The organism is Nocardia sp. CY41 (assembly GCF_009829325.1).
In the GTDB taxonomy this organism is placed as follows: domain Bacteria; phylum Actinomycetota; class Actinomycetes; order Mycobacteriales; family Mycobacteriaceae; genus Nocardia.
In genome coordinates this window covers 47,638-65,811 of sequence record NZ_VUOS01000002.1, presented here as the reverse complement: position 1 = coordinate 65,811, position 18,174 = coordinate 47,638, and the positions used below count along the sequence as shown (strand labels likewise).

Annotated in this window: 21 protein-coding genes; 10 read left to right on the top strand and 11 right to left on the bottom strand. The window is 68.9% G+C overall.

What is annotated here, in order from left to right; all coding sequences use genetic code 11:
* Window positions 1–6 precede the first annotated feature (6 nt).
* From nrdI to GVY64_RS02795, 3 genes are all read right to left on the bottom strand, one after another.
* The gene (nrdI, locus tag GVY64_RS02805) at window positions 7–468 is read right to left on the bottom strand and encodes a class Ib ribonucleoside-diphosphate reductase assembly flavoprotein NrdI (protein WP_159838420.1); all 462 of its coding nucleotides are present in this window, start codon (window positions 466–468) and stop codon (window positions 7–9) included.
* 53 nt (window positions 469–521) lie between these two features.
* Window positions 522–755 carry a glutaredoxin-like protein NrdH gene (gene nrdH, locus GVY64_RS02800; RefSeq protein ID WP_159838844.1) on the bottom strand — a complete coding sequence of 78 codons (234 nt, stop codon included), beginning with the start codon at window positions 753–755 and terminating at the stop codon, window positions 522–524.
* A 390-nt stretch (window positions 756–1,145) separates the two neighbouring features.
* A complete protein-coding gene (locus tag GVY64_RS02795) occupies window positions 1,146–1,715 on the bottom strand; it encodes an NAD(P)H-dependent oxidoreductase (RefSeq protein ID WP_159838418.1) in 570 nt (189 codons plus the stop codon).
* A 143-nt stretch (window positions 1,716–1,858) separates the two neighbouring features.
* Between GVY64_RS02795 and GVY64_RS02790 the strand changes: the two genes are divergently transcribed.
* Both GVY64_RS02790 and nadE read left to right on the top strand, forming a co-directional pair.
* On the top strand, window positions 1,859–2,464 hold the full coding sequence (locus GVY64_RS02790) for a TetR/AcrR family transcriptional regulator (protein ID WP_159838842.1): 606 nt from the start codon (window positions 1,859–1,861) through the stop codon (window positions 2,462–2,464).
* Between the two features lie 22 nt (window positions 2,465–2,486).
* Window positions 2,487–3,311, top strand: coding sequence for an ammonia-dependent NAD(+) synthetase (nadE, locus tag GVY64_RS02785; protein WP_159838416.1), 825 nt, complete (start codon window positions 2,487–2,489; stop codon window positions 3,309–3,311).
* A gap of 37 nt (window positions 3,312–3,348) precedes the next feature.
* On the opposite strand, the gene GVY64_RS02780 is transcribed toward nadE, so the two are convergent.
* Together GVY64_RS02780 and moaA are read right to left on the bottom strand one after the other, a co-directional pair.
* A complete protein-coding gene (locus GVY64_RS02780; protein ID WP_159838414.1) occupies window positions 3,349–3,591 on the bottom strand; it encodes a MoaD/ThiS family protein in 243 nt (80 codons plus the stop codon).
* The gene (gene moaA, locus GVY64_RS02775; protein WP_159838412.1) at window positions 3,584–4,642 is read right to left on the bottom strand and encodes a GTP 3',8-cyclase MoaA; all 1,059 of its coding nucleotides are present in this window, start codon (window positions 4,640–4,642) and stop codon (window positions 3,584–3,586) included. The genes GVY64_RS02780 and moaA overlap by 8 nt, the downstream gene beginning before the upstream one ends.
* 164 nt (window positions 4,643–4,806) lie before the next feature.
* On the opposite strand from moaA, the gene GVY64_RS02770 reads away from it, so the two are divergent.
* From GVY64_RS02770 to GVY64_RS02755, 4 genes are all read left to right on the top strand, one after another.
* On the top strand, window positions 4,807–6,051 hold the full coding sequence (locus GVY64_RS02770; RefSeq protein WP_159838410.1) for a molybdopterin molybdotransferase MoeA: 1,245 nt from the start codon (window positions 4,807–4,809) through the stop codon (window positions 6,049–6,051).
* Window positions 6,048–7,097 (top strand): bifunctional molybdenum cofactor biosynthesis protein MoaC/MoaB, encoded by a 1,050-nt coding sequence (gene moaCB / locus GVY64_RS02765; RefSeq protein WP_159838408.1) that lies wholly within the window; start codon window positions 6,048–6,050, stop codon window positions 7,095–7,097. Before GVY64_RS02770 ends, moaCB begins: the two co-directional genes overlap by 4 nt.
* Window positions 7,084–7,518, top strand: a complete 435-nt coding sequence (locus tag GVY64_RS02760; RefSeq protein ID WP_159838406.1) for a molybdenum cofactor biosynthesis protein MoaE — start codon at window positions 7,084–7,086, stop codon at window positions 7,516–7,518. Before moaCB ends, GVY64_RS02760 begins: the two co-directional genes overlap by 14 nt.
* A gap of 133 nt (window positions 7,519–7,651) precedes the next feature.
* Window positions 7,652–8,665 (top strand): AraC family transcriptional regulator, encoded by a 1,014-nt coding sequence (locus tag GVY64_RS02755; protein WP_159838404.1) that lies wholly within the window; start codon window positions 7,652–7,654, stop codon window positions 8,663–8,665.
* On the opposite strand, the gene GVY64_RS02750 is transcribed toward GVY64_RS02755, so the two are convergent.
* The 3 genes from GVY64_RS02750 to GVY64_RS02740 form a co-directional block, all read right to left on the bottom strand.
* A complete protein-coding gene (locus GVY64_RS02750; protein WP_159838402.1) occupies window positions 8,655–8,846 on the bottom strand; it encodes a hypothetical protein in 192 nt (63 codons plus the stop codon). The genes GVY64_RS02755 and GVY64_RS02750 overlap by 11 nt on opposite strands.
* A 187-nt stretch (window positions 8,847–9,033) precedes the next feature.
* The gene (locus GVY64_RS02745) at window positions 9,034–10,068 is read right to left on the bottom strand and encodes a CobW family GTP-binding protein (RefSeq protein WP_159838400.1); all 1,035 of its coding nucleotides are present in this window, start codon (window positions 10,066–10,068) and stop codon (window positions 9,034–9,036) included.
* A gap of 94 nt (window positions 10,069–10,162) precedes the next feature.
* A complete protein-coding gene (locus GVY64_RS02740; protein ID WP_159838398.1) occupies window positions 10,163–11,542 on the bottom strand; it encodes an N-acetylmuramoyl-L-alanine amidase in 1,380 nt (459 codons plus the stop codon).
* Window positions 11,543–12,104: 562 nt separating this feature from the next.
* Here GVY64_RS02740 and GVY64_RS02735 point away from each other — a divergent pair.
* Both GVY64_RS02735 and GVY64_RS02730 read left to right on the top strand, forming a co-directional pair.
* On the top strand, window positions 12,105–12,476 hold the full coding sequence (locus tag GVY64_RS02735) for a hypothetical protein (protein ID WP_236566570.1): 372 nt from the start codon (window positions 12,105–12,107) through the stop codon (window positions 12,474–12,476).
* A 61-nt stretch (window positions 12,477–12,537) separates the two neighbouring features.
* Window positions 12,538–13,287 carry an SDR family oxidoreductase gene (locus GVY64_RS02730; RefSeq protein ID WP_159838396.1) on the top strand — a complete coding sequence of 250 codons (750 nt, stop codon included), beginning with the start codon at window positions 12,538–12,540 and terminating at the stop codon, window positions 13,285–13,287.
* Window positions 13,288–13,299: 12 nt separating this feature from the next.
* Here GVY64_RS02730 and GVY64_RS02725 read toward each other — a convergent pair whose 3' ends face one another.
* Window positions 13,300–14,157, bottom strand: coding sequence for a cyclopropane mycolic acid synthase family methyltransferase (locus tag GVY64_RS02725; protein WP_159838394.1), 858 nt, complete (start codon window positions 14,155–14,157; stop codon window positions 13,300–13,302).
* Window positions 14,158–14,323: 166 nt separating this feature from the next.
* Between GVY64_RS02725 and GVY64_RS02720 the strand changes: the two genes are divergently transcribed.
* Complete coding sequence (locus GVY64_RS02720) at window positions 14,324–14,725, top strand: PaaI family thioesterase (protein ID WP_159838392.1); 402 nt, start codon at window positions 14,324–14,326, stop codon at window positions 14,723–14,725.
* 22 nt (window positions 14,726–14,747) lie between these two features.
* On the opposite strand, the gene GVY64_RS02715 is transcribed toward GVY64_RS02720, so the two are convergent.
* On the bottom strand, window positions 14,748–15,842 hold the full coding sequence (locus GVY64_RS02715) for an MAB_1171c family putative transporter (protein ID WP_159838390.1): 1,095 nt from the start codon (window positions 15,840–15,842) through the stop codon (window positions 14,748–14,750).
* Between the two features lie 677 nt (window positions 15,843–16,519).
* Between GVY64_RS02715 and GVY64_RS02710 the strand changes: the two genes are divergently transcribed.
* The gene (locus GVY64_RS02710) at window positions 16,520–17,248 is read left to right on the top strand and encodes a TetR/AcrR family transcriptional regulator (protein WP_159838388.1); all 729 of its coding nucleotides are present in this window, start codon (window positions 16,520–16,522) and stop codon (window positions 17,246–17,248) included.
* Window positions 17,249–17,263: 15 nt separating this feature from the next.
* Here GVY64_RS02710 and GVY64_RS02705 read toward each other — a convergent pair whose 3' ends face one another.
* Window positions 17,264–17,818, bottom strand: a complete 555-nt coding sequence (locus GVY64_RS02705) for an ester cyclase (RefSeq protein WP_159838386.1) — start codon at window positions 17,816–17,818, stop codon at window positions 17,264–17,266.
* Window positions 17,819–18,174 lie beyond the last annotated feature (356 nt).

Genomic DNA, 18,174 nt, shown 5'->3' with positions numbered 1-18,174 from the left:
GCTGCTCTAAGCGAGCTGTCTTTCCGGCCGGTGCTGTCGTTGCTGTTGCCAAAACAATCCCAATCCCTCTCGGACGCGTTCGACGTCCTCAGCGGTTCCCATGAGTTCGAAGCGATACAGGTACGGCACCCCGCACTTGCGTGCGATGAGCTCGCCCGCGTAGCAGAAGGTGTCGCCGAAGTTCGTATTGCCCGCCGCGATGACCCCGCGCAGCAGCGCGCGGTTGTGCGGATCGTTGAGGAACTTGGCGACCTGCCGCGGCACGAAATCCTTGTCGGAACGATCGCCTCCCAGCACGTGCCGACCGCCCCCGTAGGTGGGGACGATCAGCACGTACGGTGCGTCGACCCGCAGCGAGTCGGCGGTGTGCAGTGGTATGCGAGTCGCCGGGAGGCCCAGCTTCTCGACGAAGCGATGCGTGTTCTCCGAAGCGCTGGAGAAGTAGACCAGCGCCGCCGTCTCCGACATGGTCGCCTTCCTCTTCTCGGGAGCAGCCCGGATGAACCGGAAGCGGTGGAGCGTCAGGCCGCCACGGTCGCGAGCGACTTGATGCGATCGGGCCGGAAGCCCGACCAGTGATCGTCCCCGGCCACCACGACCGGCGCCTGCAGGTATCCGAGTGCCATGACGAAGTCACGCGCCTCGTCGTTCTCCGAGATGTCGACGACCTCGTAGTCCACCCCGGCCTTGTCGAGCGCCTTGTAGGTGGCGTTGCACTGGACGCAAGCGGGCTTGGTGTACACGGTGACGGTCATTGACATCCCTCTCTCCTTGTGCCTGATCCACAGCTTGACCCGTATGCAATGCACGATCGACGTATGCTGCGCAAACTCCTGGAGCCGGACTCGAATCCCCTGATCAGCCACGCGTGGCCGCCTCCTGACGAGTGAGGTCTCTCGCCGTCTTCCAGTAGCGAAGACACTACACCTAGTGGCCGACAGATTCCTACAACACGACATGTAGCGAGTCACATTGATGAAATTCCATCGAGAGAAGTACCAGTACGCTCGATTCACCCCGAGATCAAACAGTGGCGCAGATCACCCTTCGGCGTGTCAGCATACTTTCAGCAAACTCTCTGGCAAACGAAGAGGGCCACCGCTACACATTGAGCGGTGACCCTCGTCCGAGACCGGAGATGGAGCTTACACGGACGCCAGTTCGCCGCGCGTGGCCTCCACCAGATCGCGCACGGTGGCGGCCAGCTGAGTCAGCGCCTCGGCGTCGTCGCGCGGGTGCGTGGCGCCGAACCGCTCGCCGATCACGCCGAAGTGCAGGTGCGCGGACTCGACCACCTTCGCGCCCGCGACGCCGAGGGCCTTGACCGCGTCGCCGTGCGCCCATTGAGCCGCGTTCGGGCTGATCGATGCGCTCACCACGGCGGTGGGCTTGGCCTTGATGGCCCCGGCGCCGTACGGACGGGAGGCCCAGTCGATCGCGTTCTTCAGCACTGCCGACAGCGTGCCGTTGTACTCCGGCGTGACCAGCAGCAGGCCGTCCGCCTCGGCGACCGCGTCGCGCAGCGCCTGGGCGGCCGCGGGCACGGAGCCGGGCACGTCGATGTCCTCGTTGTAGAACGGGATGTCGGCCAGCCCCTCGTAGAGGGTGACCTCGACACCCTCCGGCGCGGTGTGCGCCGCGGCCTCGGCCAGTCGCCGGTTGACGGAGGCGGCGCGCAGGCTACCGACGAGTGCGAGAATGCGGGTCTGACTCATGACGACTCCTGGTGTACTGATGAGGTGGTGTCCGTACGTTCACCACACACTAACCGGACCATGGTCCGATTACTTCCCGCGGAGTCGGCGTGAGCGCTGTGAACTACCCCACACCCGACGCGTCAGCCAACGGCTCGCACCGGCTGGTCGACGTGGGCACGCCGCTGCCCGGCACGGCCGAGCCCGCCGAGCGCGCCGACGCGGCCCGCAACCGGCGGCTGCTGCTGGACGCGGCGCAGCAGCTCGTGCGCGAGCAAGGCGTGGACAGCCTCACGATGGACGCGCTGGCCAAACGCGCCGGAGTCGGCAAGGGCACGGTGTTCCGCCGATTCGGCAGCAGATCCGGCCTGATGCTCGCGCTGCTCGACCATTCCGAGCAGAAGTACCAGGAGTCGTTCATCTTCGGGCCGCCGCCGCTGGGTCCCGGCGCACCGCCGGTGGAACGGCTGGTCGCCTTCGGGCGGGCCCGGCTGCTGGACATCGAGGTGGAAGGCGAACTGCACCGCGCCGCCGAACTCGGCGAGGCGGGTGACCGTTACTCGGGCGGGCCGTACGGATTGCTGCGCGCGCACGTCGTGATGCTGCTGCGGCAGGCAGGCGCACCAGGGGATGCCCGGCTCATCGCCGACGCGCTCCTGGCGATGCTGGGCGCCGCGCTGGTCATGCACCAGATGCAGGTGCTGGGCTACACCCGCGAGCAGATCGGCGACAACTGGGAGCACGTCGTTCGGCGCGTTGTCGCCTCCTGAACCGCCAGTAGACTCGGGCGCCATGGGGAACCTGCGCGAACAGATCATCAGTGAATTGGGTGTCCAGCCCACGATCGAACCGAAGAAGGAGATCCGCCGGCGGATCGATTTCCTCAAGGATTATCTGAACGCCACCCCCGCACGAGGTTACGTCCTCGGCATCAGCGGTGGGCAGGACAGCGCGCTGGCCGGACGGCTGTGCCAGCTCGCGGTCGAGGAACTGCGGGACGAGGGCGTGGACGCGACTTTCCTCGCCGTCCGGCTGCCCTACGGCGTGCAAGCCGACGAGGCCGACGCCCGCACCGCGCTGACGTTCGTCCGGCCCGACCGGCAGGTCGTGGTGAACGTCCGGCCCAGCGCCAACGCCGCGGCCGCGGAGGCGGCGTCGGCGCTGCAGGTGGACCGGTTGCGCGATTTCGTGCGCGGCAACATCAAAGCGCGCGAGCGCATGGTGCTCCAATACGCGCTGGCCGGTCAGGAGAACCTGCTCGTGGTCGGCACCGATCACGCGGCCGAGGCGGTCACCGGATTCTTCACCAAGTACGGCGACGGCGGGGTCGACCTGACCCCGCTCACCGGTCTCACCAAGCGCCAGGGCGCCGCCCTGCTCCAGGAACTCGGCGCGCCGGCCAGCATCTGGTCGAAGGTGCCCACCGCCGATCTGGAGGACGACCGGCCCGCCCTGCCCGATGAGGAGGCGCTCGGTCTGCGCTACCGCGAGATCGACGACTACCTGGAGGGCAACGAGGTCACCCCGGAGGTCGCCGAGCGACTGGAGAACATCTTCCGCAACACCCGGCACAAGCGCACCGTTCCGGTGACCCCGCTCGACACCTGGTGGCGCTGAGCGCCCTACCCGCGACCCGCCGCGCGGCGGGTCGCGTTCACCCGCCGGCGAACGGTGGCAGGACGTCGACGCGCGGGCTCAGCGCGGCCGTGGGGTCGCGGGTGAGTTCGTCGCCGATCAGGTAGGCGCACACCGACAGCATCTTGTCCAGGTCCGGGCCGTAGGCCGCCGACAGGGCCGCGCGCAGGTCGGCCACCGTCGCTCCGGCCGGGAGGTCGAGGGTTTCGCCGTCCTTGCCCACCGCGTCGGCGATCGCGGCGAAATAGCGGATCTCAACCACCGATGGCTCCCATCGTCCGCTCCGGGGGGACGAAGCCCTCCGCGTCGATGCCGTGACCTGCCCATTTGTTCCACATCGCCCCACGCCAGAGGGTCGCGACCTCCTCGTCGGACGCGCCGGAGCGCAGCGCCTGGCGCAGGTCGAACTCCTGGTCGCTGAACAGGCAGGAGCGCAGCATGCCATCCGCGGTGAGCCGGGTGCGGTCGCAGGTGTCGCAGAACTTGCGGGTCACCGTCGCGATGATGCCTACGGTGCCGGGCCCGCCGCCGACCAGCCATTTCTCCGCAGGGGCCGACGGATCGGCGCGACCGGCCTCGCTGAGCTCGAACCGGACGCCGAGCACGTCGAGCAACTCGGCGGCGGTGACCATGTTGGCGCGGGCCCATTCGTGGTCGGCATCGAGCGGCATCTCCTCGATGAAGCGCAGCTCGCAGCCCTCGTCCAGGCACCAGCGCAGCAGATCGGGAGCGCCGGAGAGGGTTTCGCGCATCAAGACGGCGTTGACCTTGATCGGGGCCAGTCCGGCGGCGCGGGCCGCACGGATCCCGGCGAATACCGATTCCAGGCGGTCGCGGCGCGTCAGCCGCGCGAAACCGGCCCGGTCCACCGTGTCCAGCGAGACGTTCACCCGACGCAGACCGGCCGCGGCCAAGCCCGACGCGCGGTGCTCGAGCCCGATGCCGTTGGTCGTCATGGCCAGCGGGATGTGTGGCACCGCGGCGTGGCAGCCCGCGATGATCTGTTCCAGGTCGCGGCGCATCAGCGGCTCGCCCCCGGTGAAGCGGACCTCGCGCACGCCCAGATCCCGCACCGCCAAGCGCACCAGACGCACGATCTCGTCCGGCGTGAGCAGTTCGTGCCGGGGAATCTCCGGCAGCCCCTCCTCCGGCATGCAGTAGGTACAGCGCAGCGAACACTTCTCGGTGATGGATACGCGCAGGTCGCGGGCGACGCGTCCGAAACGATCCAGCAAGTAGGGGGTGTCGGGACGGCCGGCGAGCGAGGGACGCCCGGAACGCACCGCGGGAATCCCGATCTCGACCAGAGTCACACGTCCATTATGACCGCCTGTCCCGATTCGTCTGCGGGCGGAATGCTCACCGAGGTCACGGATCGACAGTGAGGCAGCCGCCGCCGGGACGAGTACGGCGCCGGCGACCGGCGCACCGCGACAGAGGCGGAAAACCGCCCGGATCGGGCGTTAGGCTGACTCGCATGAACCCTCGGCCCGCCGGCGTCTCGGCCGAGCCCGTCGACGACTACCGCAACAGCATCGAACAGCTGCTGCGGCCCTTGGCCGCGCGCACGGTGGAGACCGTCGCGGTGCCGTCGGCGCTGGGCAGGCAATTGGCCGAGGACGTCCGTTCGCCGATCGACCTGCCGGTCTTCCGCAACTCCGCGATGGACGGTTACGCGGTACGCGCCGAATCGGTGCTGGTCGCGCCGGTCACCCTGCCCTTGGCCGGGGTGGTCGCCGCAGGCGCGGCGGGCCGAACGCCGCTGCCGCGCGGCGCGGCGATGAAGGTGATGACCGGAGCGCCGGTCCCGCCCGGCGCGGACTGCGTCGTGCCGGTGGAGGACGCCAGCGTGGGCGACGGCACGGTGACCATCGAACGCGGCCGCAGCGCAGGGGAATTCGTCCGAGAGCCGGGCACCGACGTCCGGACCGGCGACCTGCTCGTGCGGGCGGGCGCCCGGCTCGCCCCCCGGCACGTCGCCGCCCTCGCCGCGGTCGGCCTGTCCGCGGTGGCGGTCTTCCGCGCGGTGCGCGGTGCGGTGATCACCACCGGCGACGAGCTGGTGGCGGCCGGAAAGCCGCTGCGTCCCGGGCAGATCTACAACTCCAACGGCATCGCCCTCGCCGCGGCGCTGGCGGCCAACGGCGTCGAGGTCGTCTCGGTGGCGCACAGCACCGACGATCCGGCGCGCTTGCGCGCGCTGCTGTCGGCCGCGACCGAGCACGCCGACGTGGTGTTCACCTCCGGCGGGGTGTCCAAGGGCGACTTCGAGGTGGTCAAGGACGTGCTCGAGCCGATGGGCGGGCGGTTCGGCTCGGTCGCGATGCAACCGGGCGGCCCGCAGGGGCTGACCGTCGTCGACGGGGTGCCGGTGCTCAGCTTCCCCGGCAACCCGGTCAGCACGATGGTGTCCTTCGAGGTGTTCGCCCGCCCGATACTGCGTCACCTCGCCGGTCTGCCCACGGTGGACACCTATGATCTTCCCCTGGTCGGCGCCGTGCCGCGCTCGCCGGAGGGAAAGCGTCAGTTCCTGCGCGGCAAGCTGATCCGCGGGCGCCCCGGTGAACCGGCCGCGCACGGGCAGCCGCGGGCGGTCGAGGTGGTGTCCGGTCCTGGCTCGCATCTGGTGGCGGCGATGGCGCAGGCCGACGTGCTGATCGATGTGCCGGCCGAGGTCACCGCGCTGCCCGCCGGGGCACTTGTGCGAGTGTGGTCGTTATGAGCGAGTTGTCCCATGTCGACCACGAAGGCCGCGCCCGCATGGTGGACGTGAGCGAGAAGAGCGACACCACCCGGATCGCTGTCGCGGCAGGTGAGTTGCGCACCACGGCCGAGGTGGTCGCGCTGGTGCGAGCCGACGACATGCCGAAGGCGGACGTGCTGTCCACCGCCCGGATCGCGGGCATCGCGGGGGCGAAGAAGACCTCCGAACTGATCCCGCTATGTCATCAGTTGGCGCTGTCGTCGGTGCGCGTGGAGTTCGGTTTCACCGACACCGCCATCACGATCGAGGCCACCGCCAAGACCAAAGGCCCCACGGGGGTCGAGATGGAAGCGCTCACCGCGGTGGCGGTCGCCGGATTGACCTTGCACGACATGGTGAAGGCGGTGGACCCCGCGGCAACGCTGGACGGCGTGCGGCTGCTGACCAAAGAAGGCGGCAAGCGCGGGCACTGGGAGCGCCCAGCCGACGAGGCCCCCGCTGATCTGGAGGCGGTGACCGGCGAAGAGTTCGCCCCCGACGAGGCGGACACCCCCGAGTACGCCGAGGCGGAGTTCGGCGAAGAGGAACGCTCGGCGGTGGTGCTGGTCGCCTCGACCGGCGTCGCGGCGGGCACCCGCGAGGACACCACCGGACCGGTGCTCGTGGACTGGCTGACCGGACTGGGCTTCTCGGTGCGTGGGCCGCTGGTCTATGCCGACGCCGAGATCGAATTCGGCTTGGCCGACGCGCTGCGTTTCGAACCCGCGCTCGTCGTCAGCACCGGCGGAACCGGCGCCTCCCCCACCGACGCGACCCCCGAGGCCACCCTCGCCCTGCTCGACCGCGAACTGCCCGGTGTGGCCGAGGCGATCCGGCAGCGCGGCACCGCGAAGTTCCCGCTGGCGGCGCTGAGCCGCGGCGTGGCGGGGCTCGCGGGGCGCTCGGTGATCGTGAATCTGCCCGGCTCGCCGGGCGGCGTCCGAGACGGCATCGCGGTGCTCGAACCGCTGCTGGATCATCTGCTCGCACAAGTCGCCGGAGGTGGAAGTCATGACAACGGCTGAGGCCACGGTCCGGCTCGCCCGGATCAGCGACCAGCCGCTCGACCCAGCGCAGGTCGAGGAGGCGGTCACCGGGCCGCACTACGGCGCGGTCGTGGTGTTCACCGGGAAGGTCCGCGATCACGATGGCGGACAAGCCGTTTCGGCGCTGGAATACTCCGCGCACCCGCAAGCGGAGCGTTTCCTGCGCAGCGTCTGCGCGGAAGTCGCCGCGGCGCACGGCTTGCCGGTCGCGGCCGTGCACCGCGTCGGCTCGCTCGGCATCGGCGACCGCGCGATCGTCGTCGCGGTGGCGGCGGCGCATCGCGGCGCGGCATTCACGGCGTGCGCGGAACTGGTGGATCGGATCAAGCACGAAGTCCCGATCTGGAAGCGGCAATTGTTCGCCGACGGCCTGTCCGAATGGGTGAACGCCTGCGGGTGACCTGTCCGTGACATGAAACTCATGACGAATCAACACGGCCGGTATAGCGTGTGCGCGTCGCGGTGTCGTCGTCCTCGCTCGGTCTCGCTGCGCGTGTGAGCCGATCGGTCGCGGTGGGAGAAGGGAGCACGCGATGGGAACCGACCAGGTCTTGCTCCACCGATTCGTCATCTCGCAACTCACCGCGGCCGGTCTCGACCGCGACCTGCTGCTGCGGGAATCGGGATTGCCCGAGTGGACCATGGCGGGCGACGACCTGCACCTGCCCAGCCGGACGTTCTCCCGGTTGTGGGAGATCGGCGCACACGAACTCGGCGATCCGGACGTCGCCCTGAACGTGGCGAGCCGCTACGAGCTCACCTGCCTGGGTCTGTACGACTACTTGTTCTCCTCGGCGCCGACGCTGGGCGCCGGATTGGCCACGTGCGGACCGTACGTCACCGCGGTGACCACCAACCACCGATTCGACCTGGTCGCGGAGAACGACGACGAGGTCACCCTGTATCTCGACATGATCGACGGGGAAGGCCGCGGCCGGGATCTCACCCAGCTGTGGGGTCTGAGCGCGGTGCTCAGCCGGGCGCGGCGGGTGGTGCGCGAACCGCTGGCCCCGGTGCGGGTCTCGTTGCGCCAGCACGCTCCCGCCAAGATCGGCACCTTCGTCGAGGTCTTCGGCACCACCGCGATCGAGTTCGACGCGCCGGTGGACGCCATGACCTTCCGCGCCGCGGACATGGACCGGCCGTTGACGACCAGCGATCCGGTGCTGGCCGGCATACTCCGGCCCTTGGCCGCCGCGCTTCCACCGCCGCCGCCGCTGGCCACCGCCTGGCCGGAGCGCGTCGCGGCCGCCTTGGCGGACTGCTTGGACGACGGTGACGCGTCGTTGGAGCGGGTGGCGCGCAGGCTGGCCACCAGTCCGCGCACGCTCCAGCGGCGGCTGCGCGAAGCGGGTACCACGTGGCGCGCGGAGCTGGACCGGGCGCGCGGCGCGCGGTGGGTCGCCGCGACCGCCGCCGAGCCGCTGAGCCCTGCCCGCCAGGCAGAGATCCTCGGCTACTCCGACCCGGGATCGATGCGGCGCGCGGCGCGGCGGTGGTCGCCGGCCACGTCCGTGCCGCGGGTCGAGCCGACGTTCACCGCCTGAGGAACCGCGCGGCGATCGACCAGAACGTCGCGTCCTCGATAGCCCGGAAATCCCAGCTGTTGGTGAGGGCGTGGGTCTCGGCGACGATCGCGGGAACGTCGAAGTCGTCGCGGGTGGCGGTGCCCTTGGCCTCCAGCGCCTCGATGACGTACGCGGTGGCGCTCTCCATGGAATCTGACACGGGAAACTCCCATCGGTCGCAGAACGATTCGGTCGGTTACGGATCGGCTGCCGAGCGGCGCCGCGCGCGGCAGTACGCTCCCGGTGCCCGCCGCGCGGCGGACACGCATTCAGTCTCATGAAAAGACCGCTCGGTTACCAGCACCGAACGCGACAGGTCGCGACCGAACGCGCCAAATCCGATGCGCTCAGTGCGGCGTGTAGCGCCACACGCCGAGCATGCTCTGCGCGTCGAGCGGTTCGGCGGCGTCGTGCACGGTGTCGTGCAGCCGGGCCAGGACGGTGTCGGTGTGCAGGCCGGCGCCGATGAGCACCAGCTGCGCGCCTCGTGACTCGCCGCGCGACCAGGCGCCCGGCTCGAAGACGATGTGGCGGCCGACCATGTGCAGGACGAACCTCCTGCGTTCGTCGGCCACGCCGAAGGCGGCGAAACCTTTGGCCCGGAACAAGCCCGAAGGCGGATCCTCCAGGAAGCCGATCAGTTTGCGCGGGTCCAGCGCTCGTCCGCTGGCGAAGGAGACGCTGGTGTAGTCGTCGTGCAGATGACGGTGCCCGGCGTGGTCCTCGTGGTCGTGTTCGACGAGCAGTTCGTCGAAACTCAGCTGCTCGGCCACTGCCGGGCGTGCGCGCAGCGGTTCGTCGAACAGCAGCCCCGGATCGATCCGGCCGTAGGTGGTGGCGTACACCGGCACCGAGCCGACCAGTGCCGCGATGTCCGCGCGCAGCCGGGCGAGTCGCTCGGGCGCGACCCGATCGGCCTTGTTCACCACCACCAGATCGGCCAGCCGCAGATGGGTGCGCAGCTCCGGGTGGCGGGCACTGCTCTGCGGGAACTGTTCGGCGTCGACCACTTCGACCAGCCCGCCGTAGCGCAGGCGCGGATTGTCGCTGCCGAGCACCATCCGGATCAGGTTGCGCGGCTCGGCCAGGCCGCTGGCTTCCACCACGATCACGTCTATCCCGGCGCGCGGCTGGGTGAGCCGGGTGAACAACTCGTCCAGTTCGGTGACGTCGACCGCGCAGCACACGCAGCCGTTGCCGAGCGAGACCATGGCGTCGACCTGGCCGGCGACCAGCATCGAGTCGATGTTGATCGCGCCGAAGTCGTTGACCACCACGCCGATCCGGGTTCCCCGGTTGTCCCGGAGCAAATGGTTGAGCAACGTGGTCTTCCCGGAACCGAGAAACCCCGCGACGAGCACAACAGGAATCCGGTCAGCCATTCCGCTCACCCTAGTGCGCCGCGCGACCCGGGCGGAAAGCCGGACGCCACCCTGGCAGCGGCGAGAGTGGCGTCCGGCGGGTTCGATGTGTGAATTATTTGGCGGGGCCGAGCAGCATGCCCGCCAGGCTGTAGCCGAGATTGATCAGCTCCGTGGTGATGGCGTTGTTGTCCAGGCCGAGCAGCTTCGCCAGCGGCATCAGCAGTTCCATGATCGAGGCGTTGCCCCCGGCGGTCCCGGGTGACTGCTGCGCGTTCGGCGTGCCCGGCGACTGGGTCCCGGACGTACCCGGCGATGTCGGCGACCCCGAGGTGCCCGGAGACTGCGGAGTCGCCGTACCGGGGGCGGGCTTCGGCGTCGATGTGCCCGGAACGGACTGTGCCTGCGGCACCGCGGGAGCCGCCGGGCTCTGCGGCGCTCCTGGCGTCGTCGAACCCTGCGGAACTCCGGGGATCGTCCAGCTCTGCGGCGCTGCCGGACTCTGCGGCGATCCGGGAGTCGTGGAGTTCTGCGGCACCGCGGGAACCGTCTGGGCCTGCGGTACCACCGGGTTCGTCTGCGCCTGCGGACTACCCGGAGTCGTCTGCCCCTGCGGGGTTTCCGGGGCCGCCGCCGGGCGGTCGAGCGACGAACCCTGCGGAGCGGTCTGCCCGGATTGCTGATCAGGCGCGGCACTCGGCTGCGGCGCGCCGAGCAGGTGCCCGACCACGCCGGTGGTCAGCGCGATGGCGTGCTTGAGCTGGCCCTCCGGTGTTTCCAGCAGCGCCGCGTCCTCCGGATTGGCGCCGTTGCCCATCTCCAGGAAGACCACCGGGACGGTGGTCAGGGCGGGCCCGGCGACGTCCTTGCGGGTCTGCAGACCGTCCACCACGCCGCCATAGTTCGCAGGCGGGAATCCCGCCTCGCGGTAGGCGTCGCGCACCGCTTCGGACGCGGCGAGGCCCGCGCCGGACTGCGCCTGATCGATGATCGGATTCGGGATGGGCAGTTCGGGGACGATCAGGTGGAACCCGCGATACTGCGCGGGCGCGCTGTCGGCATGGATGCTCACGGCGAGATCCGCGCCGGACTGGCTCGCCGCGCGGGCCCGGTCGTCGATGCAGCCGCCCCAGTTCAGGTCGTCTTGGCGGCTCAGCACGACGTGCGCGCCGAGCGTCTCCAGCGACGTCTTGACGACTTGGGCGACGTTCCAGGTGATGGTGTGCTCGGGAACGCCGTTCATGGTGGTCATGCCGGTGGTCTGGCAGTCCTTCGTGCCGCCGCGACCATCGCTGACCTGTCTCGCCAAGTCTTGGGAGTGGTTCGATCCCTGGTGACCGGGATCGAGGAAAACGGTCTTGCCTGCGAGCTTCTTGGACATGTCCAGCGGCGACGGCTCCGCCTGTGCGGTGACCGGGAGCAACCCGGACAGCGTCACCGTCACCGCCGCCGTGACGGCGGTACAGATACCGGCTTTGACGATGCTTGGCTTCATAGTGCGGTCGGCGCCCCGGGATGGGGCGCCCCTCCCTTCCCACTTGTAACACCAAACCCAGTGGTTCACTCTGGCAACGCGTTTATCAGCAAAGCAAGCTGCGTGATCGAAGTGTTACAGCATGCGCGAGACCCGGCGACCAACCTCGGCCGGGCAGTTTGCGCGGAGATAGCAGAGCGTAATACATCGGCGGCTTCGGCACGCCGATCGGCACGCCGAAATCCTCGGCGACTTACTGGTGGGCGGGACGAATCGGCGACTACAGCACACTGGGAGCAGGGTGTCGTCGCCAGTAGCTGAACAACCGAGAAGTCAAGGAAACCTCCGGCGAAGTAGGGCGCGTATGCGAAGTAGGGCGCGTAACGGAATCGACGAACTCACCGGTCCCCCTTGGTCACACGGTCCTGGAGACCGAACCCGCGCGGATTCCCGGATTCGGCGCACACCACCAGGTCGGTTCTGGTATTCCTTGCCGCGGAGATGGGGGTCGTTCGGGTAAGCCGCGGCGGCGGGAGAACGACGACCGTGGACGCGGCGTCAGTACAAGGCAAGGAGAATCGGTATGCGTGCGCGCGCGCTCCTGTTCGCGGGAGCCATGACCACCGCGGTGACGCTGCTCGCGACGGCAACGGCGTCGGCCCAACCCGCGAACACGATGTCCGACAACGGCGTCTACCTGATCGGCGTCGACATCGCGCCCGGAATCTGGGAGGCGCCCGGCACCCCCGACCCCGCCTACGCCTGCGATTGGCGCAGGCTCTGGAAGGTCGAGGGCGACAACACGAACATGCAGTACATCATCGCGAACAACTACACCCGGCTCGGCCCCGTCCGGGTGGAGATCAAGCCGACCGACGTCGGGTTCAAGACCGAGAACTGCGGGCCGTGGCGGTTGTCGCCCGCGTCGCCGCCGACCGGCTCGTTCGGCGGCTGAAGCCGAACGCCATCCCAGGCGGCATATTGACTCGCGTTCAACAGCGGCTAGGGTCAGCCGCATGACGCGGAAAAGGATTCTGATCACCGGGGCGAGCGCGGGCCTCGGGGCCGCCATGGCGCGTGACTTCGCCGCCAAGGGCCGTGATCTCGCGCTGTGCGCGCGCAGGGTGGACGCGCTCACGGCGCTGCGCGACGAGCTGGCGGCGACCCACCCCGGGATCACCGTCGCGGTGCGCGCCCTCGACGTGGACGACCACGCGGCGGTGCCGGTCGTCTTCGAGGAGCTGCGCGACGAACTCGGCGGCCTGGACCGCGTGATCGTCAACGCCGGTATCGGCAAAGGCGCGCGGGTCGGCAGCGGACGTGCGGACGCGAACCTCGCGACGGCCACGACGAACTTCGTCAGCGCGCTGGCGCAGGCGGAAGCGGCGCTGGAGATCTTCCGCGCCCAGCGAGCCGGGCATCTCGTGCTGGTCGCCTCGATGAGCGCGGTCCGCGGCCTTCCCGGCAAGAAAGCGGCCTATTCGGCGAGCAAGGCGGGGCTCGCCGCCCTCGGCGAGGCACTGGCCACCGAACTGGCCCGTTCGCCGATCACCGTGACCACACTGTTGCCGGGGTTCATCGCCACGGACATGGCGGCCGAGGCGGGGGACGCACGGATGGTGACGTCCCTGGACAAAGGCGTCGCGGCCATGGTGGCCGCCATCGAGAAGGAGCGGCGGCGGGCCTGCGTGCCCGGCTGGCCGTGGCGGCTGGTCGACCTCGCACTGCCCCACCTGCCCGATGCCCTGGTGGCCCGGCTGAGCTGACCCGGCCGCCGGTCACTTGACCAGCGTGAACTGGATGACGTCGATGCGGCCCGCGCGGAATTGCGCCGCGCACCCGGTCAGGTACTTGATGTACCTCCGGTAGACCTCTTCGGACGCGAGGGCCACCGCCTCCTCCCGGTGCGCCCGCAGCGCCTCCGCCCAGCAGTCGAGGGTGCGCGCGTAATGCGGCCGCAACTCCTGCATCTTCTCCGTGCCGAGCCCTGCGCGTCCGGCGAGCCGCGTGACCTCGGCGGGGTGCGGCAGTTGTCCGCCGGGGAAGATCTCCCGCTTGATGAAGATGTGGAACAGCGCGTCTTCGCGGGTGACGGGAATCTGCATCCGCTGCAGGTCTTTCAGCGTGTACCCGACGATGGTGTGCAGCAGCATCCGGCCGTCCGGCGGCAGCATCCGGTGGCATCGCTCGAAGAACGCCTCGTACCGGGACCGCCGGAAATGCTCGAACGCGCCGATACTGACGATCCGGTCGGCCGCGCCGTCGTATTCCTCCCAGCCCTGCAACCGGACCTGCGCGCCCGCGATGCGTTCGCGCTCGATCTTGTTCCTGACGTAGTCGTACTGATTGCGGCTGAGCGTCAGTCCCACCACCTCGACACCGTAGGCCGTGGCGGCCCGTAGCATCGTCGAGCCCCACCCGCATCCGACGTCGAGCAGGGTCATTCCCGGCCGCAGGTCGAGTTTGCCGAGCGCCAGATCGATCTTGGCCTGCTGCGCCTGCTCGAGCGTCAGGTCCGGTTGCTGGAAGTAGGCACAGCTGTAGGTCATCGTGGGGTCGAGAAAAAGCGCGTAGAACTCGTCGGAAAGGTCGTAGTGCGCCTGCACCTGCCGATAGAACGGCTGGAGGTCGGTCATCGCGTTCTCCTGTTCATCGGGTTCATGCACTGATACCCCCGCACCCGCCGCCGCGTTTCACCACACGCCGACCGATACCGAACCGATGTGCAGGTCTCCGTGGGACAACGGGCGATTACCCCCGAAGTAATCGACTTCGCGACCGGCGACAGGCAGGATCGCGGCCATGATCGATGAGACGGGCACCAAGCTGTTCCACCAGACCATGCCGTTCACCGAGCGCCTCGGCGTCGAGGTGCTCACCCACGGACCCGATCTGGTCCGCAGCCGCCTGGCCTGGGACGAATCACTGTGCACGCTCGGCGGGGTGCTGCACGGCGGGGTGCTGATGTCGCTGGCCGACGCCACCGGCGCGGTCTGCGCGTTCCTGAACCTGCCCGAAGGCAAGCAGGGCACCACCACGGTGGAGTCGAAGACGAATTTCCTGCGCGCCGTCCGCTCCGGGCACGCCATCGCCTCGGCGACCCCGCTGCATGCCGGGCGCTCGTTCATCGTGATCGAGACCGTTGTCCGGGACGACGCGGACAAGCTGGTCGCGAAGGTCACCCAGACCCAAGCGGTGCTCTAGCCGCAGCCCGGGCGAGCGCCACTCAGCCCGCTGCCGCGCGGACGGCAGGCCACACGCGGGCGAGGTCGAGCAGTTGCCGCAGTCCCGCGTCGAAATCCGCCGCGGGGACCGGCAGCCGCACCGCGGTCCGTCCGCCCGGCGCCGACCCCGACCGGCGCGCGGCCGCCGCGCACGCCACTCGACGCGCGTAATCGGTCAGCGGGCATCCCGATCCGACCGGGTCGGCGGCCGCTGGGGCATAGCGTCCGAGCTGCAGCAGCGCGTCTTGGATCTCCACCGTCATGCGCAGCAGCCGGACCTTCGCATCCTCCCGCTCGTCGGCGGCGGGCCGCAGCACGATCTCGGGAACCGCGGCGGTGAGATCTCGCCACAGCGGGCGCAGCCTGCGGCAGGATCGCCCGGACCGGTCGAGTTCCACCGTGGCCAGCAGGGCCCGCACCAGCGGAATCGCGACCAGCGCCGCGTCGAGCGTCAGACAGATGATGACTGTCGCCTCGATCCTGAGCACCTGCGTGCCCAAGCCCGGCCGGCCGGAGATCACCTGCGCCATCGACAGCACCAGATTCGCCGCGAATAGCGTCGCAGCCCAGATCATCCCGCCGGATACCAGCTTCACCGCCAGGCCGACGTCGTGGGACCGCAGCTCACGCAGGCACATCGCGGCCAGCAAGGAGACATTCACCAGCAGCGGAAGGCAGAAGGCGCTCCACACCACGAGACCCTCGACATCCGGGGTCAGGTCGACGAGCCTTCCCTCCCGCCGGGCCTGCGTTCCCGCCAGGAGTATCGCCGCGGTGCATCCGGCGGCGATCGCGCAGCTGACCTGGTGCCTGCGCCGGACCGCCGCCGGATCCGCGTCGAAAGCCCAGACGCGGACGATTCCCTGCAGGCACATCGACGACATGACGGTGCAGCCCAGCGCCAGCTGATGCGTCAGACTGGCGATACCGGGCGTCATGGTGCACCGATACAGCAGCAGACTCAGCACGCCCCAGACGAACAGCCGGTTCACCAGTCGGTCGACCACCGTGTCGCGAAGCAGCGCCAGGCGGCCGGCACCGACTACCGCGACGAAGCCGAGCGCAGGCCAGGCGATCATTCCCGGAACGGATGACATCGGCCGACCTCCCACCCACGAAACCGTCGCCCGCGAACGATACCGTTGCCGGATGTTCGTGACCGCGCAGTTCCAGACCCGATTGACACTTCCGGGCACCGAGCATATGTCTTGTTTGTCCCTTTTTCGACATCACGTGCCGATCACCGGGGGAATGCGCGCACCGATTGTCACCGGGCCCAGAATCCACGCGCGTAGCTCATGCGAAGTCACAGCGTCGCACGCGGGGACGACGAATTGGAAATGGGCGCAAAAGATTCGGTTGAATGACTGTGGATGTTACGGTGTATCACATAGAGTTTCAGTGACGACACTCACCTCCGACACGCACCCTCAGGCGGGTGCGTCTGCTCTGTGTAGCTCGCGAACGCGGCTCCACCTCATGCTCTGCCCGCCCGTTCGTGCGGCAAGAACGGAGATATCTGTGCGCGATGAACCCCGATCGACTTTCCGGACCGAGCGAGTCGAAGGTGCATCGATCGGAACAGGTGTCGTTCCCCCACCACGGCCGCGTCGCGGCCGAACTCTCCGGCCGCGGCCGACGGCCCCGAGACCGGCGGCCCGCGCGGCAACCACAACCTGGGCGCGCTCGGTCGAGCGGCGGTACCGCCTCCCCGAGGACAGCGCACTAGCGAATCTATGCGTCACGGCGTGACCGTGCTGGGGAAACGGAAACGATGAGCAAGCAGACTGCCGGAACAACTGAACTAGCCGTGCGCCCGGCCGCCGGGACGGACTCGATGAACACCGCGTTGCGTGATCGCCTGATCGACGCGACCGTCGAGGTGGTGTCGACCGAGGGCTTGCACGCGCTGACCGTCCGCCGCGTGTCGCGAATGTGCGGGGTCTCCACGATGGCGGTGTATTCCAACTTCGGGGGCATGCCGGGCCTGATCCGAGCGGCGGGATCCGCCGGCTTCGCACAACTGGCCGAGCGCATGACCGTAGCCGGGGTGACCGAAGAGCCGATCACCGATCTGCTCGTGCTCGGCCTCGTGTTCCGCGACGAGGCCCAGCGCAGGCCGGAACTGTTCCAGCTGATGTTCGGCACCGGGACCCGCATCGACCTGAAGATCAACCGTGGCAATGTGCTGGTGGCCGGACACGATTCGGAGTTCGAGCATTACGCGGAGACCTTCGACCACGTGGTCGGGGCGGTGCAGCGCGCGCAGGACGCCGGGCTGATCAACACCCCGGAGGTCCGTTCCGCCGCGGCGCAGCTGTGGATGGGGCTGTTCGGCTTCGTCCAATTGGAGATGGCCGGCCATCTGGGCGACGACGGTCTGCTCGAAGTGCTGGTGCCCGCGATCGTGAATCTGCTCGTCGGCATGGGCGCGGAACTGGAGACCGTCGGCGCGTCGGTCCTGCTCGCCGTGGAGCGGTTCGCCACGCTGTTCGGCGACTGACCCCTCGCGTCCGGGTCAGAACGGCAGCCGGGACCTGAACCGCTGGGCGCGTGCCATCGCACGCTCGGCGGCACTTCCGCGCGGCGGCATCAGCCCCAATTGCAGCAGCATCTCGGTGAGGTCCCAGGTGGCCTGGCTGCGCCAGATCAGCCCGGAGCGGAACTGCCACGCGTCGATGACCAGCAGATCGATGCGCTTGCCGGTCGGCCCGAACCCGGGCGGATCGATCGGACCGAGGTGGGTACCGATCATGCGCCACGGCACGAGGGCGAGCCGGTTGTCCGCGGCGAGCACCGGCGCGAACGGATTGGTGTAGGCGACATCCGGGAACGAGCGCACCGTGTCGGTGACGAACTTCTCCACGCCCGCCCGCCCGTGCGCGGGCGCGTCCAGCGAGGGATCGTGCCAGATCGTGTCCTCGGTGACGCATTTCGCGACCGCCGCACCGTCTCCGCTGTTCCAGCCCGCGATGTATTGCTGGGTGAAGTCGAGCAGCCACGCGGCGCTTTCGATGGGTTCGGCCTCCGGCTCGATACGGAACTGCCCGGTGTTGTACGGATCCACGCCCATCGCCTTTCACCCCAGTGCGTATTCGACGAGCCATCGTAGTCACGAATGGAGGTCGGACTCAACAGGTCCCGGGGAACCGCCGCCGAACGATGCGGAATAACATCGGAATAACGGTGTAATTCCCCGGAGGCGCGGCGGCCATAACTGCGTAATAACAACAGAATAATATCGTCATACCCGTTCTGAACTGCGGTGATAACGAGTTGTCATTACTTATCCCGCAATGCATTTGGGTTGCGGGCGGTACGATTCCGTATTGACCTTCGCGAATCGGGCCTCCTACCATGGGTGGACACAGACCTCCTACCGCGGAACCACTTCACTCCGGACGACGCTGCCGGCCGAACAGGCTTACC

Excerpts from the sequence above, each read along its gene's own strand:
- nrdI (WP_159838420.1), bottom strand. The coding sequence starts at position 468 with ATGTCGGAGACGGCGGCGCTGGTCTACTTCTCCAGCGCTTCGGAGAAC.
- nrdH (WP_159838844.1), bottom strand. The coding sequence starts at position 755 with ATGACCGTCACCGTGTACACCAAGCCCGCTTGCGTCCAGTGCAACGCC.
- GVY64_RS02795 (WP_159838418.1), bottom strand. The coding sequence starts at position 1,715 with ATGAGTCAGACCCGCATTCTCGCACTCGTCGGTAGCCTGCGCGCCGCC.
- nadE (WP_159838416.1), top strand. The coding sequence starts at position 2,487 with ATGGGGAACCTGCGCGAACAGATCATCAGTGAATTGGGTGTCCAGCCC.
- GVY64_RS02770 (WP_159838410.1), top strand. The coding sequence starts at position 4,807 with ATGAACCCTCGGCCCGCCGGCGTCTCGGCCGAGCCCGTCGACGACTAC.
- moaCB (WP_159838408.1), top strand. The coding sequence starts at position 6,048 with ATGAGCGAGTTGTCCCATGTCGACCACGAAGGCCGCGCCCGCATGGTG.
- GVY64_RS02760 (WP_159838406.1), top strand. The coding sequence starts at position 7,084 with ATGACAACGGCTGAGGCCACGGTCCGGCTCGCCCGGATCAGCGACCAG.
- GVY64_RS02755 (WP_159838404.1), top strand. The coding sequence starts at position 7,652 with ATGGGAACCGACCAGGTCTTGCTCCACCGATTCGTCATCTCGCAACTC.
- GVY64_RS02745 (WP_159838400.1), bottom strand. The coding sequence starts at position 10,068 with ATGGCTGACCGGATTCCTGTTGTGCTCGTCGCGGGGTTTCTCGGTTCC.
- GVY64_RS02740 (WP_159838398.1), bottom strand. The coding sequence starts at position 11,542 with ATGAAGCCAAGCATCGTCAAAGCCGGTATCTGTACCGCCGTCACGGCG.
- GVY64_RS02735 (WP_236566570.1), top strand. The coding sequence starts at position 12,105 with ATGCGTGCGCGCGCGCTCCTGTTCGCGGGAGCCATGACCACCGCGGTG.
- GVY64_RS02730 (WP_159838396.1), top strand. The coding sequence starts at position 12,538 with ATGACGCGGAAAAGGATTCTGATCACCGGGGCGAGCGCGGGCCTCGGG.
- GVY64_RS02725 (WP_159838394.1), bottom strand. The coding sequence starts at position 14,157 with ATGACCGACCTCCAGCCGTTCTATCGGCAGGTGCAGGCGCACTACGAC.
- GVY64_RS02720 (WP_159838392.1), top strand. The coding sequence starts at position 14,324 with ATGATCGATGAGACGGGCACCAAGCTGTTCCACCAGACCATGCCGTTC.
- GVY64_RS02715 (WP_159838390.1), bottom strand. The coding sequence starts at position 15,842 with ATGTCATCCGTTCCGGGAATGATCGCCTGGCCTGCGCTCGGCTTCGTC.
- GVY64_RS02710 (WP_159838388.1), top strand. The coding sequence starts at position 16,520 with ATGAGCAAGCAGACTGCCGGAACAACTGAACTAGCCGTGCGCCCGGCC.
- GVY64_RS02705 (WP_159838386.1), bottom strand. The coding sequence starts at position 17,818 with ATGGGCGTGGATCCGTACAACACCGGGCAGTTCCGTATCGAGCCGGAG.